This is a genomic window from Mariniphaga sediminis, from assembly GCF_003573545.1.
Taxonomy (GTDB): Bacteria; Bacteroidota; Bacteroidia; order Bacteroidales; family Prolixibacteraceae; genus Mariniphaga; species Mariniphaga sediminis.
The window spans coordinates 113,382-133,456 of sequence record NZ_QWET01000001.1; the positions used below are offsets into that span (position 1 = coordinate 113,382).

General features: G+C 42.3%; 14 protein-coding genes. All 14 read left to right on the forward strand.

The window, feature by feature from the left end:
* Nucleotides 1-424: 424 nt before the first annotated feature.
* The 14 genes from D1164_RS00385 (at nt 425) to D1164_RS00450 (ending at nt 20,069) form a co-directional block, all read left to right on the forward strand.
* Nucleotides 425-1,030 carry an RNA polymerase sigma-70 factor gene (locus D1164_RS00385; protein WP_119347952.1) on the forward strand — a complete coding sequence of 202 codons (606 nt, stop codon included), beginning with the start codon at nt 425-427 and terminating at the stop codon, nt 1,028-1,030.
* Nucleotides 1,031-1,163: 133 nt separating this feature from the next.
* Nucleotides 1,164-2,231: a FecR family protein gene (locus D1164_RS00390; protein WP_119347953.1), complete on the forward strand. Its 1,068-nt coding sequence runs from the start codon at nt 1,164-1,166 to the stop codon at nt 2,229-2,231.
* 238 nt (nt 2,232-2,469) lie between these two features.
* Nucleotides 2,470-5,898, forward strand: a complete 3,429-nt coding sequence (locus D1164_RS00395) for a TonB-dependent receptor (protein WP_172594274.1) — start codon at nt 2,470-2,472, stop codon at nt 5,896-5,898.
* A 71-nt stretch (nt 5,899-5,969) separates the two neighbouring features.
* Complete coding sequence (locus D1164_RS00400) at nt 5,970-7,694, forward strand: RagB/SusD family nutrient uptake outer membrane protein (protein WP_206610881.1); 1,725 nt, start codon at nt 5,970-5,972, stop codon at nt 7,692-7,694.
* A gap of 394 nt (nt 7,695-8,088) precedes the next feature.
* Nucleotides 8,089-9,660 carry a N,N-dimethylformamidase beta subunit family domain-containing protein gene (locus tag D1164_RS00405; protein WP_119348317.1) on the forward strand — a complete coding sequence of 524 codons (1,572 nt, stop codon included), beginning with the start codon at nt 8,089-8,091 and terminating at the stop codon, nt 9,658-9,660.
* Between the two features lie 49 nt (nt 9,661-9,709).
* Nucleotides 9,710-10,933 carry a Gfo/Idh/MocA family protein gene (locus tag D1164_RS00410; RefSeq protein ID WP_119347955.1) on the forward strand — a complete coding sequence of 408 codons (1,224 nt, stop codon included), beginning with the start codon at nt 9,710-9,712 and terminating at the stop codon, nt 10,931-10,933.
* Nucleotides 10,934-11,003: 70 nt separating this feature from the next.
* Entirely contained in the window at nt 11,004-12,131 is a 1,128-nt protein-coding gene (locus tag D1164_RS00415) for an aldose epimerase family protein (protein WP_119347956.1), read from the forward strand.
* 209 nt (nt 12,132-12,340) lie between these two features.
* Nucleotides 12,341-13,162, forward strand: coding sequence for a class I fructose-bisphosphate aldolase (locus tag D1164_RS00420; protein WP_119347957.1), 822 nt, complete (start codon nt 12,341-12,343; stop codon nt 13,160-13,162).
* 25 nt (nt 13,163-13,187) lie between these two features.
* The gene (locus D1164_RS00425; RefSeq protein WP_119347958.1) at nt 13,188-14,717 is read left to right on the forward strand and encodes a xylulokinase; all 1,530 of its coding nucleotides are present in this window, start codon (nt 13,188-13,190) and stop codon (nt 14,715-14,717) included.
* Between the two features lie 12 nt (nt 14,718-14,729).
* Nucleotides 14,730-16,040 (forward strand): Gfo/Idh/MocA family protein, encoded by a 1,311-nt coding sequence (locus tag D1164_RS00430; protein ID WP_172594275.1) that lies wholly within the window; start codon nt 14,730-14,732, stop codon nt 16,038-16,040.
* A gap of 1 nt (nt 16,041) precedes the next feature.
* On the forward strand, nt 16,042-16,728 hold the full coding sequence (locus D1164_RS00435) for a hypothetical protein (protein WP_119347960.1): 687 nt from the start codon (nt 16,042-16,044) through the stop codon (nt 16,726-16,728).
* Between the two features lie 109 nt (nt 16,729-16,837).
* Entirely contained in the window at nt 16,838-17,470 is a 633-nt protein-coding gene (locus D1164_RS00440; RefSeq protein ID WP_172594276.1) for a hypothetical protein, read from the forward strand.
* A 16-nt stretch (nt 17,471-17,486) separates the two neighbouring features.
* The gene (locus D1164_RS00445; protein ID WP_172594277.1) at nt 17,487-18,863 is read left to right on the forward strand and encodes a hypothetical protein; all 1,377 of its coding nucleotides are present in this window, start codon (nt 17,487-17,489) and stop codon (nt 18,861-18,863) included.
* Between the two features lie 9 nt (nt 18,864-18,872).
* Nucleotides 18,873-20,069 carry an MFS transporter gene (locus tag D1164_RS00450; protein WP_119347963.1) on the forward strand — a complete coding sequence of 399 codons (1,197 nt, stop codon included), beginning with the start codon at nt 18,873-18,875 and terminating at the stop codon, nt 20,067-20,069.
* Nucleotides 20,070-20,075 lie beyond the last annotated feature (6 nt).

Here is a 20,075-nt window from a genome sequence, read left to right on the forward strand (position 1 = left end):
ATATACCTTCGTGTGAATTTTTATCAGACTCACATTCTGCAGAGACTAAGAAGCTGTTTAAATTTCATTCTACGGCACTATATTGCTTTGATTTTCAGTTTTTACCCCAATCCCTAAAGGGTGTACTGAAAATCAATTTACTCCCTTTAGGGTCGGGGTTAAATAAATTGATTTTTAATATTATGATTTGTGCAATAAAACTTAAACCCATTCTATATAATATTTTATTCTTACGATTTTTAAACAGTTTCTAAAACAAGGGAAAGAGTATAGATTATAATCAAATCTGTAAAGCTGTTTAGGGCGGGTACTTGTTAGTTTATGGGTATGTGAAATTAATAGATACCTGTCGATAAAAGGGAAGAATTGTTTTTCACAAAAATATAGGAACATTCGAAAGAATTAATACTTTTGGATAAATTACATGATAGGATTTCCTGTGGAAAACAACAAATCCAATAAAACTCTTTTGGTACTTCTGAAAAAAGGAGATATGGCTGCTTTTGATGCCATTTATAATAAATACTCTCATAAATTGCATGAATTTGTGTTTAGGTATTTAAAGCAGGAAGAGGATGCAGAAGAGATTGTACAGGATGTTTTTATAAAAATTTGGGAATCCAGGAACAGAATTGATGTTTACTCTTCATTTGAGGCCTATCTGTTTTCTATTGCATATAACACTTCAATGAGCCTTTTGCGCAAAAGGGTAAGTGATATGAAATCCAGGGAATATTTGCGAACCACACAACAAAGTAATTATTCCGACGATAATACGATTGGCGAAATCCATTTTAAGGAATTAAACGAAAAAGTAAATGTACTCTTAACGCAATTGACACCCCGCCAGAAAGAGATTTATCTTTTAAGTCGTGAAGAAGGCCTTTCGCATAAAGAGATTGCCGCAAAATTGAATATTTCTGAAAATACAGTAAAAAATCATTTAGTAACTACCCTGAAATTTTTAAAAAATCATATCGATAGTGGGCTGGTTATCAATGTTTTATTTTTGTATCTGTTTTTGTCTTGAAAAAAAATGCATTTTTCCTTAGTCCCTCCGCACATTGTATTGCGTAATATAAATAAACCTGTGCAAATTACCTGCAAGGTTTAATTTAGTGAATGGTAGTATATCATCTTTAAGGCTGAAATTATTTAAGTTGATGGACAAGGGGCTTCTAAAAAAATATGTAAATAACAGTTGTACCGAAAAGGAATTTGATGAACTGGTCAGACGGATTATAAACGACTTCGGTAATAATCAATGGGAAAGCTGGAGCTTTGATGAGTGGAAATCGTTTGAGCCTGATTTGAAAACGAAAGATGAAAAGAAATACAGTGATTTGCTAAACAGAATTCACCATGAAATAAACCTCCGAAATAAAAGTCATAAAGAGAAAAAGGTTGTAACCCTGAGAATGGTTACTACATGGTTCAGCCGGGCGGCTGCCATTTTGTTTATCCCGTTACTCGGCTTTTTACTTTACATGATTTCAACCCGTGACATTGAGTCATTCAAATCGGTGGACCTTACGGTTGACTCGCTCGAAATTATTGCTCCAATAGGTTCCAGGGCAGTTATCCAGCTGTCAGATGGAACAGAAGTAAACCTCAATTATGGGAGTAAAATTAAATATCCAAGAACTTTTGAAGGCGATATCCGGGGAGTAACATTGGAAGGAGAGGGGTATTTTGATGTGGCTCACAATCCCGATAAACCCTTTGTTGTAAAAACCGGAAAAATAAATGTAAAGGCATTGGGTACCAAATTTAATGTAAACGCCTATCCTGACGACCACGTAATTGCTACCACTTTAGTCGAAGGAAAAGTGGTTGTTGAAAAAACAAAGAATGGTGAAAATCTTGAGCCTCTGGGGATAATGGTTCCTGGTCAGCATATTGTTTATGATACAAAGTCGGAAAAAATCAGTTCGTCTTCCAAAGGGAGTGTCCATAAATATATCGGATGGACAGAAGGTAAACTGGTTTTCGATAACGAACCCATTACCGAAGTGGCAGAGAAACTTAGCCGGATGTTTAATGTTGATATTGAAATTTCTGACAACATTAAAGACTTAACCTATACGGTTACGTTTATTAATGATCCTCTCTTTTTTATCCTCGACTTGATGAAGGAAACCACCCCTGTAACATATAAAACATTTCAACGGGAAAAGTTACCTGATGGAACCTATACAAAACAAAAGATTCGAATCATGAAACGACAATAAAATTAAATCAAACTTAAAAAAAATATGCCTATGAAATGAAAAAGCAATCTTCTTGAAGAGTCTAACTCCTTTGCATAACAAACAACAGGGAAATGCAGCAACACTTCCCTGAAGATTTTAAAAACCAACCCTGGAAAAACAGGGTAGTTTCAAATTATAACATCGTAAAAATATGAAAAAAAGCAATCGGTTTACGTGGGAATGCTACATTTCCAGGGTTAAAAAATTATTTAGAATAATGAAAGCGACAATTTTCTTATTGTTGATATCGGGACTAAGTGTTTTTGCCAGTGAAACTTATGCGCAAACAAAAACAATTACGCTTCAATTAAAAAACGCAAGCCTGAAAGAAATCCTTAAAAACATTGAGGATCAAAGCGAATTTTATTTCATGTACAGCGAGAAAATTATTGATGTAAACCGTAAAGTAACGGTTGACATCAAGAATAAAAAAATAGATGACGCGCTGAATCAATTATTTGCCGGGACTAATGTAATGCATTCCGTAAGAGATCGTTTTATTTTGCTTACTACTCCCGAAGTTTCAGATGTTCAATTTGCGGGTCAGCAGCAAAGGTCTGTTTCCGGAACTGTTACCGATGATTCAGGCCAGCCTTTACCCGGTGTTACGGTTGTGGTTAAAGGTACCACTGAAGGAACAGTAACCAATGCCGACGGAGTGTATACACTTGCCAACCTTGCCGGAGATGCCATCCTACAATTCTCGTTTGTAGGAATGCGCACGCAGGAGATAGAGGTTAATGACAGAACGGCCATTAATGTTAGCCTGGTTACGGATGCTATAGGCATTGATGAAGTAGTTGCAATTGGTTACGGTACAAAAAGGAGAGCAGATATAAGCGGTTCTGTTTCTGTGGTAGGTACCGAACAATTGGCAAAAGCGCCTCCTTCCCGTTCTGCAGAGCAGGCACTTCAGGGAATAGCTTCTGGTGTTACTGTTATTACTTCAGGTGCACCTGGTTCCTCCAGTCAAATCTTTGTGAGAGGTGTAACAAACTTCGGAAATACCCAACCACTTGTTATTGTAGATGGAATAGAACAGAGCTTAAACAATATAAGTCCTAAAGATATTGAATCCATGCAGGTGCTGAAAGATGCCGGTTCTGCCTCTATTTATGGAGTGAGGGGAGCTAATGGAGTAATATTGGTTACCACAAAAAAAGGAAAAACAGGAGCCCCTGTCATTACATACGATGTTACTTATGGCATCCAATATCCTAAAGGTAAAAATCCATTCAATTTGTTAATGGGTGAGGATTATATGAATATTTATAATAAAGTATTTCCCGCTAATGCGAAATTTCCGGATGGAATAATGCCTGATTATATGTACCGGGGACCGGGAGGTGCAGGTACTGCAATGGAAGGGGATCCTCGGGTTGATCCCTCGTTATATCACTGGGAATCTCCCAACAGAGGGAATAATTATATTATTCAAAAGATCAACAAAGAGGGAACAGACTGGTATAACGAATTATTTAAAAGGGCTCCAAATACAGAACACAATTTTTCTGCAACCGGAGGAACTGATAAAGCCAAGTACTTTTTTGGTTTGGGGTATATTAACAACCAGGGTACAATGGTCAAAAGTTATCTGAAAAGATATTCTCTCCGTGTAAATACCGAATTTAATCTGGGGAAACATATACGGGTTGGTGAAAATCTTAACATTATGCACCGGGATGTTAACCCTGCTGGTGGGATCGTCGGTGGAGTTATCAAAATGAATAATATGGTACCCCTGAAAGATATTATGGGAAATTGGGGAGGTGGATTTGGTGGCCCCGAGTTAGGGGATGCTGGTAATGCTGTTGCCGAAATGTACCGAAGGGACAAAAATATTAATTATGCGTGGTATACAGTAGGTAATATTTATGCTGAAGCTGATTTCCTGAAATATTTTACAGCGAGGAGTAGTTTGGGGTACAATATTAGTAATTCGTTTAATCAAAGTTTTTATTATACTCCTGTTGAAGGTCTTCAAACACATACTAATGATAATAGTCTTGGTGTAAGTTCAGGTTACGGGAGTACTATGACGTTTACCAACTCATTAAATTTCAAGAAGAATTTTGACAAGCATAATGTTGAAATAATTGTAGGTTCTGAAGCCATTGAATATAATGGGAGAAGTGTTTCCGGAAACAGAAGGAAATTTTTCTCTGATGATCTTAATTTTCTGATTCTGGGTAATGGTACTGATGCCATATCCAATAGCAGTTCTATTAGCTCCAATGCTCTGTTCTCTCTTTTTTCCAGACTGGATTACGGTTATAATAATAAGTATTTATTCTCTGCTACTGTCAGAAGGGATGGTTCCTCGGTGTTTGGGCCTAACAAACGATATGGAGTTTTTCCTTCTTTCTCCCTTGCATGGAGGATGAGTGAAGAGAAATTTATGGAAGGTATATCCTGGCTGGATGATATGAAAATCAGGGGTAGTTATGGTGTGTTAGGATCTCAAAGTAATGTCAGTGCACAAAATGCATTTAGCTTATTTGGCAGCGGAATGACCAGCACTTATTATGACATTACCGGATCGAGCAATTCAATCGTACAAGGTTTTGCTACAAACAGAATTGGAAACCTTGCCACAGGTTGGGAAGAAAATATTGTAACAAACATTGGTTTTGATATGGTTTTATTCGATAATACCATAGATTTTGCTGTAGAATATTACAAGAAAAAAATTGAAGGATTATTATTTACGGAGCCACTACCCGCGGTAGTTATTGGGGGTTCAAACGCCCCTTCTGTAAACATTGGGGACATCCAGAACACAGGGGTTGATGTTACTTTTAAGTATAATGGAAAAATCAAAACTGATTTTAATTATTCTATTGGAGCTAATATCACCAGTTACAATAATAAGGTTGTGGACATTCCCGATCCCGGATATTTTTATGCAGGATTTATGGGGACAATTTCCCAACAAGTAGGTAACGCGGTTCGCAATGAGGTTGGACATCCGGTAAGTTCATTTTACGGATACAAAATAATCGGACTGTTCAATAGTGATGAAGAAGTTGCGGCTGCTCCGCCTCAGGATGGTGCTGCACCTGGTCGCTTTAGGTATATGGATGTTGACAAGGATGGTGAAATTACAGGGGATGATCGTACACATCTGGGAGATCCTAATCCTGATTTCACATATGGGATAACTTTTAATATGGATTATAAGAATTTTGATTTTTCAGCATTTTTTTATGGTTCACAGGGTAACGAAATCTTTAATACAACGAGGGCTTATACTCATTTCTTTGCATTCTATCCTCCTACCAATAAAAGCAATGACTTATTGAATGCGTGGACCCCTGAAAATAAAAATACGAACATTCCAAAGATTGAGACAACTCCGTCTTTCAGTACAACCATGGCTCCTAATTCATTTTATGTTGAGGATGGTTCCTTTTTAAAATTGAAGTCCGTAATGCTTGGATACACCATGGATGCCGGATTTTTACAGAAGGTTTACATTTCCAAAATGAGGTTGTATGCCCAGGTTGCTAATTTGTTTACGTTGACTAAATTTTCAGGACTGGATCCGGAATTAGGAGGCTCTGCACGTAACTTTGGTATTGAGAGTGACGGAGGAAACTATCCGAACGAAACCAGCCTTAATTTTGGACTTTCCGTAACTTTTTAATAGTGTTTACTTTAAAATATGAAATCATGAAAATGCATATAAGAAAAGCGTCCTTTTTTTTAATATTATTAATGATACTATCTTGCCAGGAGAGCTTTCTGGAGATTAACCCTTTTGGATCAGTAAGTGAGGCTACGTTATCGAATGAAATGGGGGTTAATAAACTATTAATAGGCGCATATTCTTTATTGGATGGTGCGGGTGCCACAGGAGGAGGAATATGGGTTGGGCATTCATATCTCCGTGGAGGGGACGATGCCAATGCAGGCACTGAATTTGGCCCTTCCGGATATAGTGCTTTTTTGTACACGGAATTTGATCAGCGTATTGAAGATAACTGGAAATTTGGATATGCCGCTGTGGGACGGGCCAATGATGTATTAAGAATACTTCCCAAAGTGGAAGATTCAACACCCGAAAAATTATTACAAATAGAAGCCGAAGCAAAATTTTTACGTGGTGTTTTTTATCTGGAACAATTAGTGAAGTTTTACAGAAACGTTCCGTGGATAGACGAAACCATAAATTATTCTGATGGAAATTATCTGGTTCCCAATACAATTGATATTTTTCCGGAAATTGAAGCAGATTTTACATTTGCCGCAGAAAACCTGACAGAAACAAAAAGCGAGGTTGGAAGGGCCAATAATTGGGCAGCTAAAGCATATTTAGCCAAGACGTATATGTTTCAGCATAAATATGCTGCAGCTAAAGATTTGTTGGACGATATTATAGCGAATGGGCAAACTTCCAATGGGCTAAAGTATGCTTTGCTTGAACAGTATAACCATAACTTCATAACCCGGACGAAACATGGTGCTGAGGCTGTTTTTGCTGTGCAAATGTCTGTTAATGACGGAACAACAAGTGGGAATGGTAATCCAAGGGATCAGTATAATGGTACCTATGGCGGCCCGGCAACCTGCTGTTATGGTTGGTTGCAAGCTACATTCGACTTAGTTGATGCTTACCAGACGGATGCCGAAACTGGTTTACCTTTGCTGGATACCTACCAGGATTCACCTATTCCGCATGATAATGGTTTGTCTTCTGCTCAACCTTTTACTCCTTATGCAGGCACCCTGGATCCCCGGTTAGATTGGGTTGTAGGCAGGAGAGGAATCCCTTATCGTGATTGGGGAGTTCATCCCGGGATGGCTTGGGTCAGAAATCAAATTAATGCCGGTCCATATAACTGTCTGAAAAATATTGTGGAAAAAGCAAGAGTAGATACTGATCGAGGAACCGGAGGGGCTTCAAATAACCCATATAATTTGATTCGTTTTGCAGATGTATTGTTATGGGCAGCGGAATGCGAGGTTGAGGTTGGTAGTTTACAGAAGGCAGAAGATTATGTAAATTTAGTGAGAGATCGTGCAGCTAATCCCGAAGGTTTTGTGAAAAAATATATAAATCCTGACGATCCTTTAGCCGGATTTACGGATGAACCTGCTGCGAATTATAAAGTAGGTCTTTATGATGGACAATTTGTTGCAAATGGTAAAACCTACGCACGTAAAGCAGTTTATTTCGAACGGAGACTGGAATTAGCCATGGAGCATCATCGCTTTTTTGATATGGTGCGTTATGATGGACTTGATTTCGACATAAAAACTACGTTTGAAAAGTTATTTGTGCGCGAAGGAAATGAAATTACAAACCCAAGTAACAATTGGCTGGCAGGAGTGTTTGTGAGAAATAAACACGAATATTTCCCTATTCCACAAGGCCAGATTGATTTGAGTGTTGATAAAGACGGGAATTCGGTATTGGCACAGAATCCAGGTTATAATTAATGGTGATCAAAAATAGTTTTTGATTCGAATACTTGGAGATTAGTTATCAGCACTTTCGATTTCTAATAAAGTGCTGATAACTAAAAATAAAGGGGAATAATATTAGCAGATGGGATTTTATTGCAAAGAATATTATGTAGGCGGAAGGTTTGGCAGATGTTTTAAGGGAACGAACGTGCTGATTGTATCGTGGAGGCTGTCAGCGACCTCATACCGGAGAGCGGAAAAGTACTGATGAAATCCTGCAAATTAAAACTTTATAAACAAAAAGGGATTTCGTTTTTTTTTTTTTTAATAGCCATAATATCCATATATTGAAAGGATTAGCTTTCGTCTCTTTTGTTGTGTATTACAAATTTCCCAGTTGAATTATTTCGATATTAAATTTCAAAAAATGAAAAAAGAGAAGTCTAACATATCCCGGCGTAATATGCTTAAAAGTGCGACACTCGCTGGATTGGGCAGCACCATGATACCTTTTTCGGGGTATTCCAATCCTACACGTCAAAAAAGTGGTGTTGTAGCTGAGGAAAACAGTAAACCCGGTTCAGTAGAGTGGCAACTTCAGTTTACAGGTTTTACAACCCCGCCCACAATGGCTTCGTACCCTCTTATCCGGTATTTACGTTCTATAAGCATTGAGGGGTTTGCCTCCAAAACGAGTGTTTATCCGGGCGAGACTATAGATTTCAAAGTAAGTATGGATCCTCCCGGAAGGTTTGTGATTGATATCTACCGAATGGGATGGTATGGTGGAACAGGTGGCCGGCATATGGCGCGTTTGGGCTCTTTTGCAGGCCGTACCCAGGATGTGCCAATGATGTCTGTAGAAAGATTGAGAGAGTGCAACTGGGAAGCGGCTACTACATTCACAATTCCAGCGGATTGGCCAAGTGGGGTTTATCTGGGCAAATTATCACGGGATGAGAAATTTGGAAAGCAGAGTTATATCATTTTTGTGGTTAAGGAACGCCGGAAGTCGGATATCCTTTGTCAGGTAAGTGACCTGACGTGGCAAGCTTATAATAAATGGCCTGAACGGGATTCATTGTACGACGATGGAGGCCCATCCGTATGGTATACCGGGCCAAATGTCAGGGTCAGTTTTGATCGTCCGTATACTAAATATTGCCAGCTTCTTGATGCGCCGCTTTCAGCAGGATCAGGAGAATTCCTGTTGTGGGAACATCCATTGGTTTTCTGGCTGGAAGAACAAGGGTATGACGTTACATATTGTTCAAACCTTGATCTGCATTTTGATCCGGAAGTATTAAATCGGAGTAAAGCTTTTATATCTGTGGGGCACGACGAATACTGGTCACGGAAAATGTTTGACGAGGCCATTAAAGCGCGTGATAACGGTTTAAGTTTTGCATTTCTGTCCGGCAATTCTATTTCAGGAGAAATACAGTTTTATGATAGTTACCTGGGGACACCGGGTCGCGTTTTTGCCAAAACGAGCAATGTGCTTTTCGGAGACGAAGAAAAATTGATGGGGCTGACATCCTATGGCGTTGGATACGGCGATTGGGTAGTGAAAAACGCAGATCATTGGGTATATGAAGGAACCGGGCTTGAAGAGGGAGATAAAATACCTGCTGTTATAGGCTGGGAATTTCACGGGCCACCTGCGCTAAACATACCGGGGCTTGTTGTGCTGGCCGAAAGTGAACTTTCACAAACGGATAAGCTGCATTCCGGCATCATATACCCCGGGCCAAAAGGGAACTGGGTTTTTAATGCAGGCACATGCTGGTGGAACGAAGGTTTATCTCAACCGCCGGGTCATGTCCCGGCAGGCGACGGAGGAATGGAAGAGCCTCCATATCAATATGCTGAAGATCCATACGGACGTTCTGCTCCTGCCGGACACAATCCGGGGGGGCGTACATTCGGCGTTAATCAGCATGTACAAAAAATTACTGCAAATATTTTAAACCGGATGATAAAGGATTCACCCAGGTAAATATAAAAACAAAGTCAATATGAATTATTCACCATTAAAGTAGCGAAGAATGAAAGAATTAAATAATCAATCAAACAGGCGTAATTTTATAAAATTAACGGGCATCGGCATTGGAGCTGGTATATTAGGTATGAACCAGATTGCCTGCACCAATAGAGAAAAGGCTGCAAAAACCACAATTCAGGGGTTTGAAGACACCGGATCTGCAGCTGAAAGTTCAAAAATATGGACTCCGGTTTCAAGTAGAAAAGTTCGTGTTGGACTTGTGGGGTATGGGGTTTGTAAATTTGCAGCCGCCTTTGGTTTTCAGGATCATCCCAATGTAGATATTGTTGCGGTCAGTGATCTTATTCCTGAACGTTGCGCGAAACTGGCAGAAGTTACAAAGTGCAATAAAACCTATCCTTCTTTGGAAGAAATGGTCAAAGACGATAACATTGAGGCCATTTTTGTTGCCACTGACGCACCCAGTCATGCCCGGCATTGTATCGAAGTACTAAATCACGGTAAGCACGTTGCCACTGCGGTACCAGCCGTGTTTGGTTCATTGGAAGATGCAGAAAAATTGTTTGAAACGGTCAAACGAACCGGACTCAAATACATGATGTTTGAAACTTCGATGTTCCGGGAGAATCTATATGCCATGCGCCAGATATACAATGCAGGAGCTTTTGGCACCGTTGTTTATGCAGAAGGTGAATACTGGCACTATTCTGAAAATGGTATCGATTCCTTCAAAAAATGGCGGGAAGGTTTGCCGCCTCAATGGTACCCAACGCATTCTGACGCCTACTATATTGGGGTGACAAATGGAACATTTACCGAAGTTTCATGTCTGGGAATACCAAGTGCAATGGAACGTTATCATAAAAATCAATACAACAATCCATTTGCTACCGAAATTGCTTTGTACCGTACCAGCGAGGGAGGAACGGCCAGAATGGGTCGAAGTGCTGATACCCCGGGGCATGGTTATGGTTCTGAAACAGGAAGGGTAAGGGGAACTAAAGGTTCTTATTATGATAAGTATGATGGTATTGTTGAAAACCTTCCTGATTTGGAGCGCCCTCCTCTTCCTCCGGGGGTAACTTCAGGCGGACATGGTGGTTCTCATGGTCGATTAACTGATGAGTTTGTTTCAGCGATTCTTCAAGACAGAAAACCGCTTGTGGATGTTGCAATGGCTTTGAATATGACTGTTGGTGGGGTTGTTGCTCATCAATCGGCGATGAAGGATGGAGAGTGGCTGAAAGTTCCGCAATTTAAATTTTAGTCGCTGTAAAGAATTACTACACAAACAAGAGTGTTGTGGATGCACAATTGAAAATTAGCTGGATGTGTAAATGAATATAGAAGCAATCATTAAAAAATACCTTGCTTTCAGGTGGTATATCTTTATTCCTGTACTGATTGGTTTTTGTTCCTGTACATTTAAGGATAAATCGGATGAACAGGTTAAACGGTATAAATTTCCCGAAGGAGAAGTGTCTCATTTTACTCTGAAGAATAAAAATGGAGTAGAGGTGAAGATAATAAATTATGGAGCTACTGTTACACATGTTAGGGTTCCCGACCGACTTGGCAACTTATGCGATGTGGTGTTAGGTTTTGACTCAGTACGAAATTACCTGAGTTCGCCTAACCCATATTTCGGTTGTGTGGTGGGCAGATATGCCAACCGGATTGCAAATGCTCAATTTGTGCTAAACGGTGATACAATCAGACTGGCCAAAAACAACGGCGAAAATTCAATACACGGCGGAATTGAGGGTTTTGACCATAAAATTTGGGATGTTAAATCATTTACGGATTCTTCTTTAACCTTATCCTATCTGAGTAAGCATGGAGAGGAAGGCTTTCCCGGTAATTTGAAAACCCGGGTAACGTACACCCTTTCTTCAGATGATGAATTGATTATTGATTATTGGGCAACCACCGATAAACCAACGCCTGTTAACCTGACGAATCATAGCTATTTCAACTTGTCGGGTGGTAGAGATTCTACCATTCTTAATCATGAACTTTATTTGAATGCAGACCAATATACTGAGGTAAATGAAGTGTTGATTCCAACGGGCAACATTGTTGATGTAAGGGATGGCGCAATGGATTTTACCCTATCCAAAAGAATTGGCCGGGATGTGAGTCAGGTTGAAAATGGATACGATCACAATTGGATAGTAAATAAGCAAAAGGAAAAACTTTCGCTGGCTGCAGTGCTATACGATCCGGTTTCCGGAAGGAAAATGGAGGTGAGAACGACCCAGCCGGGGATACAGTTTTATTCAGGAAATTTCTTGAATGAATCAATTGTTGGGAAAAAGGGGATCCGGTATCAGAAATATAGCGGTTTGTGCCTGGAGACACAATACTATCCTGATTCGCCAAATCATCCTGAATTTCCATCCACCATTTTATATCCGAATGAGAAATATCGTGAAACAACTATTTACAGATTTTTTGTTGAATGAAAGACTCAATTGAAATAGCCTGGGGGCGACTTCATCCCTTTAATCAAAAGAACCGGTTAAAGAAGGTTTTACTTGGTTCGATATTTATTTTTTTGATTGTATCCGGTTGCCGGAACAATTCACTCTTGTTTATTCCCGGCGGCTTATTCGGGAACTGATTGGTATTTTGTAACTTATGATTGTGTTTTATTAATTAGATATAAAAAATTATGAACGGAAAATCTTTAAGACTGGAAAAACTCTTTAACAAAAGTGACAATGCAGTAATCGTTGCCATCGACCATGGCATGTTTGACGGCCCTATTCCGGGGATGATAAACCTGCAGGAGACGGCAAAAAAAATTAATCCCTGTGTCGATGGAGTGCTGCTAAGCCCCGGTATGCTAAAACATCTCCGGCCTGCTTTTAACAGCAAAGGCGCTCCCATGCCGATAGTGAGGTTAAACTGGAGCTCTGTTTACTGTTTTCACTGGAATTATAACCAGGCCTATACGGTTATTGCACAAACAGTGGAAGAGGCGGTAGCCAACGGAGCAGAAATAGTGTTGGTGTCGCTGACCCTGCAAACCGGGAGTGAGAAAACCGATACCGACAATGTTAAAGTTTACAGCCGGCTGGTAAACGATGCAGCCAAACTGGGGATTCCGGTTATCGGAGAATATTTTCCCACCCACTCCGGCACTATTTCGAAAGAACAAATGCATGAGCAGGTATTTTCGAGTTGCCGGATTTTAAGCGAGCTGGGTTGTGACATGATAAAAACATTTTACACCAATGACTTTAAAAAGGTAACCGAAAGTTGCCCGGTTCCGGTTTTTGGTTTGGGCGCAGACAAAACACCTACCCAGGTTGAGGCATTACAACTGGCATACGATGAAATCAGGGACGGTGCTAGGGGTGTTGTTTTCGGGCGGAATGCCATTCAGATCCCCAACCCTGCCGGTTTCCAGGCCGCCTTATGCGACGTGGTAAAAAACAACCTTTCTCCCCGGGATGCCATGGAAAAGCATGGGATTTCAGATGAAGGATAAAGTCGTTTGAGCAAAAATCAGCTAAATGGATAAAGAGGGAACCACTTATGTGATTGGCATCGATGCAGGGACCACCTCCATCAAGGGAATGTTGATGGATAATAAGGGCAAAATTATAACCACTGCAAAACAGGAATACGTTCTGGATACGGATGGGGAAGATATTTGTGAGTTGGACGCAGAAATCTATTGGAACGTTACCTGTCAGATTATCCGGGACCTGGTTTTTACATCAGGAATAAAATCAGAACACATCAGTGGGGTGAGTTTTTCCAGCCAGGGAGAGACATTCATTCCGGTTGACATTTCGGGGAACCCGCTCCGGAAAGCAATTATTTGGTTGGATAACCGGTCGGGGGAAGAAGCTGTTCAGATAAAAAATAAATTCGGGGCACAAGCCATCATGGCCAAAACCGGTCAGCCGGAAGTGCTTCCCACCTGGACGGCTACCAAAATCCTGTGGTTAAAAAAGAATGAACCTCAAGTGTTTAGCCAGGCATATAAGTACCTGTTGGTTGAAGATTTTCTTATTTTCCGGATGACCGGTACTTTTTGCACCGAGTATTCAGTGGCATCCTCCACACTCTGTTTGGATATTCTGGAGAAAAAGTGGTGGAAGGAGATGCTTGATTTTATTGGCATTTCGGAGAGTCAACTGCCTGATTTATGCAGCTCAGGTGTTCCTGTCGGAACGCTGACAAAGCAAGCTGCCTCTGCCACAGGATTGAGTATAAAAACCCAGTGTGTGACCGGAGCTTATGATCATGCCGCCGGCGCTATCGGATCGGCAAATATCCACCCGGGCAATGCAACCCTGACTATCGGCGCTTCGATGGCCATGTGTGTAACTGTTAACAATCCGGTGGTTGACTTTTCCACTCAACTCCCCTGCCAGTGCCATGCGGTGGACGGGTTATACTTTCTGCAGCCCTATGCGCAAACGGCAGGAATGGTGTTAAAGTGGTTTAAGGATGAGTTTTGTACACCGGAAATGGAAGAGGCCGGCCAGACAGGAAAAGATGTGTATGATTTGCTTACCGGGCAGGCGGAAAAAGTAGCCCCGGGCGTCCACGGGCTGCTGATGTTACCTCACCTGATGGGAACCGGCTCACCGGAGTTTAACCCGAAAGCAACAGGTGTTTTTTTCGGGATTAAAATGGGAATGGGCAAAGGGCATTTTATCCGGGCCATCATCGAGGCGGTGTGCCTGATGATACGCCATAACCTGGAGACGATGAAAGGCAGAGGGATTCATGTCAGTACCCTACATGCCCTGGGGGGGGCTTCCGGGAACAGGTTCTGGAACCAGGTACTGGCTGATATTACCGGGTTACCGGTAGTGACCCCTGAAAATACGGAGACCTCTGTAACCGGCGCCTGTTTGTTGGCCGGTATCGGTACCGGGATTTTTAAGGATCTGGAAATGGCATGTAAAATCTCGGTGAAACCCGGCTTTGCCTTCGAACCAATAATGGAGAATCACACATTGTATAACAGGCACTATAAGAGGTATGTGAAATTATATGAATCACTGGAGAATTTTTGGGATTTATAAAGGATGAAAGAAATGGAGTCAAAATCAAATTTTAAACGCCGCGACTTTCTAAAAACCAGTACCGGTGCGGGTTTGTATCTTGCAACCGGAGCTTACGGGAACCTTTTAGCCGGTTGTTCTCCGGAAAAACCGGTGCGCATTGGTTTTGTGGGTGTTGGTGGAAGAGGTATGGGAATGTTAAAAGTCGCCCTTTCTATCGAAGGGGTCGAAGTTCCCGCTGTTTGTGATATCGTGGAAGAAAAAGTGGCCAGGGCACAACGGCTGGTGGAGGAAGCCGGGCAGTCAAAACCAACCGGGTTTACCGGTCCGGAAGACTATAAGAAACTGGCAGAGTTAAATAACCTGGATGCCATTTATACCGCGACTCCCATTAATCTGCATACCCCGATTATGCTGGCTGCCATGCGCGGTGGAAAATACGGCGGGACGGAAATGCCTGCCTGCGTGGAATATGACCAGGCGTGGGAGTTGGTTGAAACATCTGAAAAGACGGGGAAACCATGTATGCTGATGGAAAACTATGCCTATATGCGAAACGTAAAAATGGTTCAGGTAATGAATCAATTGGGGCTATTCGGGGATCTTACCCATTGTGAGTGCGGCTACCAGCACGATGCAAGATATGCTGGTTTTGGCCCGGATGGTGAAATGCGCTGGAGAGCTTACGGAGGCCAGACAAACGGGAACCCGTATCCTACACATGCCATTGGCCCGGTTTCCCAATGGATCAATATTAACCGCGGAAATAGGTTCGAATACCTGGTTTCAATGAGCAGCCGTGCTCTCGGACAAAACTATTACGCTGAAAAGAAATTCGGGGCAGGGCATCCGGCCGCAACAAAAAAATATGCCCAGGGAGATGTAAATACGTCTCTTATACAGACCCATAACGGGATAACAATAACCCTTTATTATGACACGAAAAATCCGAGGCCGATGGATTGGATTTACCGGATACAGGGCACCAAGGGAATATACTCCGGGTCGCTGAATAAAATTTACCTGGAAGATAAGAGCCCGGTCCCGCATCAATGGGAAGAGATAGATAACTACGCATCGAAGTATGAGCATCCTTTATGGAAGCAATATGGAGAAAAAGCCAGGGAAACAGGTCACGGGGGCAGCGATTATTTGTGTATGCTGGATTTTGTTCAGGCAATACGGAATGGGACCGATACACCGATAGATGTCTATGATACTGCTTCGTGGAGTATCATTACCAAACTTACAGAAGAGTCGGTTGCCAGTAAAAGCAGGCCGGTCGATTTTCCCGATTTCACCCGCGGAAACTGGCAGGTGCGCAAGCCAGTAAAATTTGAATAAAATGAGGGCCCTGTTTGTATACATATTGACTCTGTTTCTTTTGGGGTGTTCCGGCGCAGGTAAAAAACAAGCCGGCGGGAGAGCTTTGCTGTTTACCATTTCTCTGGAGCCGAATATTTATGAAAAAAGCGATTACGGAGAGCCCCCGCAATTTGCAATCTGGCTCGAAAATAAAAAAACAGGCGGGATACAAACTGTGTTTGTTACCTATCGTACCGCAACTGGGAATTTTGAAGGGAAGGCAGAGTGCCCGGTTTCCCTGCCGGCCTGGATTGGGGCATTCCGGAAAGAAACCGGGAGGGATGATATTCCGTCATTAAAAAATCCGGCACCCGAAGCAATTACCGGGCCCACCCCAAAGGTAAAAACATTCAGTGTGGATGTACAAATACCGGAAGAATCCAACTGGTACTACTATATCGAAATGAATGTTTCCGGTGATTATACCCCGGACTTTCCACGGTTGAAATCGGACGGATGGTTCGATTTTCAGGGGAACGGGCAGCCATCGATTATTTACCGGGGAGAAATAACCGGCACGCCCGGAGAAAAATCCAGGCCTAAGCTCATTGGCCGTACGGAACAGATGTACCTGTCAACCGCGATAAATGAAGACCTTACCGGTATTGTAAATGCAAAGGAAGTGTTCAGTATGATAAAAGTCGAGTGTATAAACAAAGGAGGGTAAGGTATTTATTATGAGTAAAATATGGATGTTGGGATTACTGGTTGTGCTTTTTTGCAGGTGTCAGTACGAAACAAACAGAAAAGGAGAAAATATGTCTAAAACTTCGAATATGAATGTAATAAAACTAATGAAAAAGCAAATCTTGTTGGATTCTTCACCCGTTCTGTATGATAAAAAGGTAACTCCGGAAGAATTTGCAAAAAACTGGACCGTGCACCATAGTGAATGGAAAGTGGAAGGTGACTGGCTGGTGGGCGAAAACAGGGGAAACTGGCCGGGAATGGCGATTCCGAAACAAGATTTCCCGGGCAACGTGCTGGTGGAATTTGAGGCCCAAACCATCCTGCCCTCTTCGCATGACATCAATGTCATGTGGAACGGGGAATGGCTTGCCGAAACCGATCAGCGGGGAATAGCTTACGTGGCAGGCCTGCAGGGCTGGTGGACCGGCAAGGTAGGAATTGAAAAATCGAACGACTATAAATTTATGGTAGGTACCCCTTTATTTGACTTTGTTCCCGGGAAGGTATATAAAATCCAGGCGGGAAGCATCGACGGGCACTGTTTTATCCTGGCCAACGGGAGGTTGCTGCTTGAAGCGATGGACCCGGAGCCAATCGATACTGAAAAATATACAAAGGTGGGGTTTGAAGCCTACTGCAGTAAAATCAAAATACGCAATATCATTATCCGGCAGATTCATTGGGAACCTGTTGAAATGAAATATGAACCTGAATTCTAACAAAAAGATAACCAATATGAAAAAGATTAGAGTAGGATATGTATCCTTTGGAACGATGTTTTATGAGCCCGCCAATTTAAAAATGATAAGCGCCAGGGCTGAAAAGCAGTTGACCGATGCCGGGCTGGAGCTGGTAAAAACGGACCCTGTCTTTGGAGAAGGGACTGAGCCGGAGCGGGCCATCCGGGAGCTGAAACTACAGGAATGGGACTTTCTGTTTATAAATATTATTAACTGGATAGATACACGGGGTGTATTCAGGGTGTTACACGAGTTTCGGAATGAACCCATGATTCTTTACAGTTTGGGAGGTTTTACCGATCACGAAGGACAGTTTGGGGAAAAGGGGACCCTCATTTCCCCGGCAGCAGGGGCGGGTTCTACCTCTTTGCGTTTCCCCATGGAGCAGTGGGGAATAAAATTTAAATACCTGTTTAATGCCCCTGATTCTCCCATGGATATCGAAGGGATACTCTCTTTTGCAAAGGCCGCTGCCGCCATGAAAGGGTTACGGCATGCAAGGCTGGGAATGATTGGCTACAACGACATGGGACTGTATTCCACCGGTATTAATCCAACCAAATTGCGCGACCTGATTGGGCCCGAAGTTGAAAGTATGGATATGCTTCAGCTTCAGCGAAAGATGGATGCAATTCCTGAAGAGGAAATCAGGGCGGAAGCAAAACGGGTTTCGAAAGATTGGGAATACCCGCTTGGAAAACCCGGTGAAGAGGTGATTCAGAAGGCAGTCCGTATGTATATGGGAACGGTTGCTTTGTGCAAAGAGAAAAAGTTCGATACCTTCTCGTATAAATGTGTGGATGGCGTTGACCTGGAAATGGGGCTTACCCATGCTGTCCCGTCGTCTCTTGTGGCAGATGCCGGTTATCCCTATGTGGATGAAAATGATCTGGGAAATTCGGTGGCACAACTAATCCTGAAATGGATTTCCGGGAAGCAGGTCACCTTTATTGAACATTACGAACATCACCCTGAATGGATGTTGCTGGGAGAAGATGGTTACTGCCCTTCTGATTTTATTGAAGGGAAACCACAGATAAAAGATGTATCAACCGTGCTTCTGAAAGGAATTGCCCACTGCTCAAACATGAAAAAGGGGCGCATGACCCTGGCGTGTCTTTCCGAAACGAAAGAAGGATACCGGATGCATATTGTTACCGGCAAAGGGAAAGAACGGCCCCGGTGGGTTGAAATGGGCGTACCACTGCCGTCGTGGCCAAGTGTTACGTTTTATCCGGACGTTCCGGTCAGGCAGGTACTGGATCATGTTCAGTCGCAGCATTTTGCGGCGGTATACGGTACTTATGTAAACGAACTTGTCGACTTGTGCAAGTTGCTGGAGATTGAAGTTGTACTGGATGCCAGGATTTAAACTAAAGAAATGAAACATCAATACAAGCCTTTGTCTCTTCTTTGTCTTATGTTCCTGACCGTGGGGTCAATGTTTGTGATGAATGACATTTTGTTGCCTGCCGTGGTCAAACATTTTGAGTTGAGCTACTTTCAGGCCACCATGATCCAGTTTTCCTTTTACATCACTTACATTATCTGGCCACTGCCCATTGCCTGGATGATTCATAAATACGGGTATAAAATAAGCCTGGTAGTTGCCCTGTTTTTTAGTGCACTTGGATGTGCCATGGTGGTGCCGGCCAAAATGCTGGATTCGTATGCAATTGTGCTGATGGCTATTTTTACCTTGTCAACAGGCATAACAATAATCAATGTGGCCGCCAATCCTTTTGTCGTTTTACTGGGTGACAGGGAAGGGGCGCATATCCGGATGAATTTTGTCCAGATGTTTTCCCGGATAGGATATGCTGTTACGCCAATCGTTGCCACCTCCCTTATCTACAACGGTACTGGGGAATTGAGTTTTCAGAAGCCGTATGCATTGTTGTCATTGGTAATAATAGTTATCGGAACACTGATATACTTTTCCGGAATGCCACACATGAAGGCAGAAGAAGAGGACACATTTTCAGTGAAAGGAGTATTTAAAGGGGCGCGGCGTTACCCTCATTTGTTGTTTGGGATTTTTGCCATGTTTTTTTATGTTGGCGCCGAAGCCTGTACGGCAGGTTTTTTTATCCCATACCTGCAGGACATGGGTTTTACCCCGGAAGAGGCTTCGCGGTACCTGACGCTGTATTATGTTTTTGCTGCGGGAATGGGACTGGCTGCCGTTTTTATCCTCCGGTTTATCAAAGCACATTTGCTTGTCGGAATCTATGGCGTGGGCATGGTAGCCATATACGTTATTCTTATTTTCTTTCAAACAGGCTATAACGAATTTTTTCTTGCCGGCCTGGGGCTGTTTCTTGGGATAATGTTTCCAACCCTGTTCAGCCTGGGGATAGAGGATGTGGGAGCTTTCTCGGGCAGGGCATCGGCGCTTCTTAATTTTGCTATCGTGGGGGGTGCGTTTTTCCCTCCCATTCAGGGGGTAATTACCGACCAGTTTGGAGTGGAAGTCTCTTTTCTGGTTCCCGCTTTTTGTTTTGTAATGATTACCATTTATGCCTTGTTTTTTTCTAAGGCACCGCTCATGAAAAGGGTTTCGGAAAGGTATGTTTAAAATAAA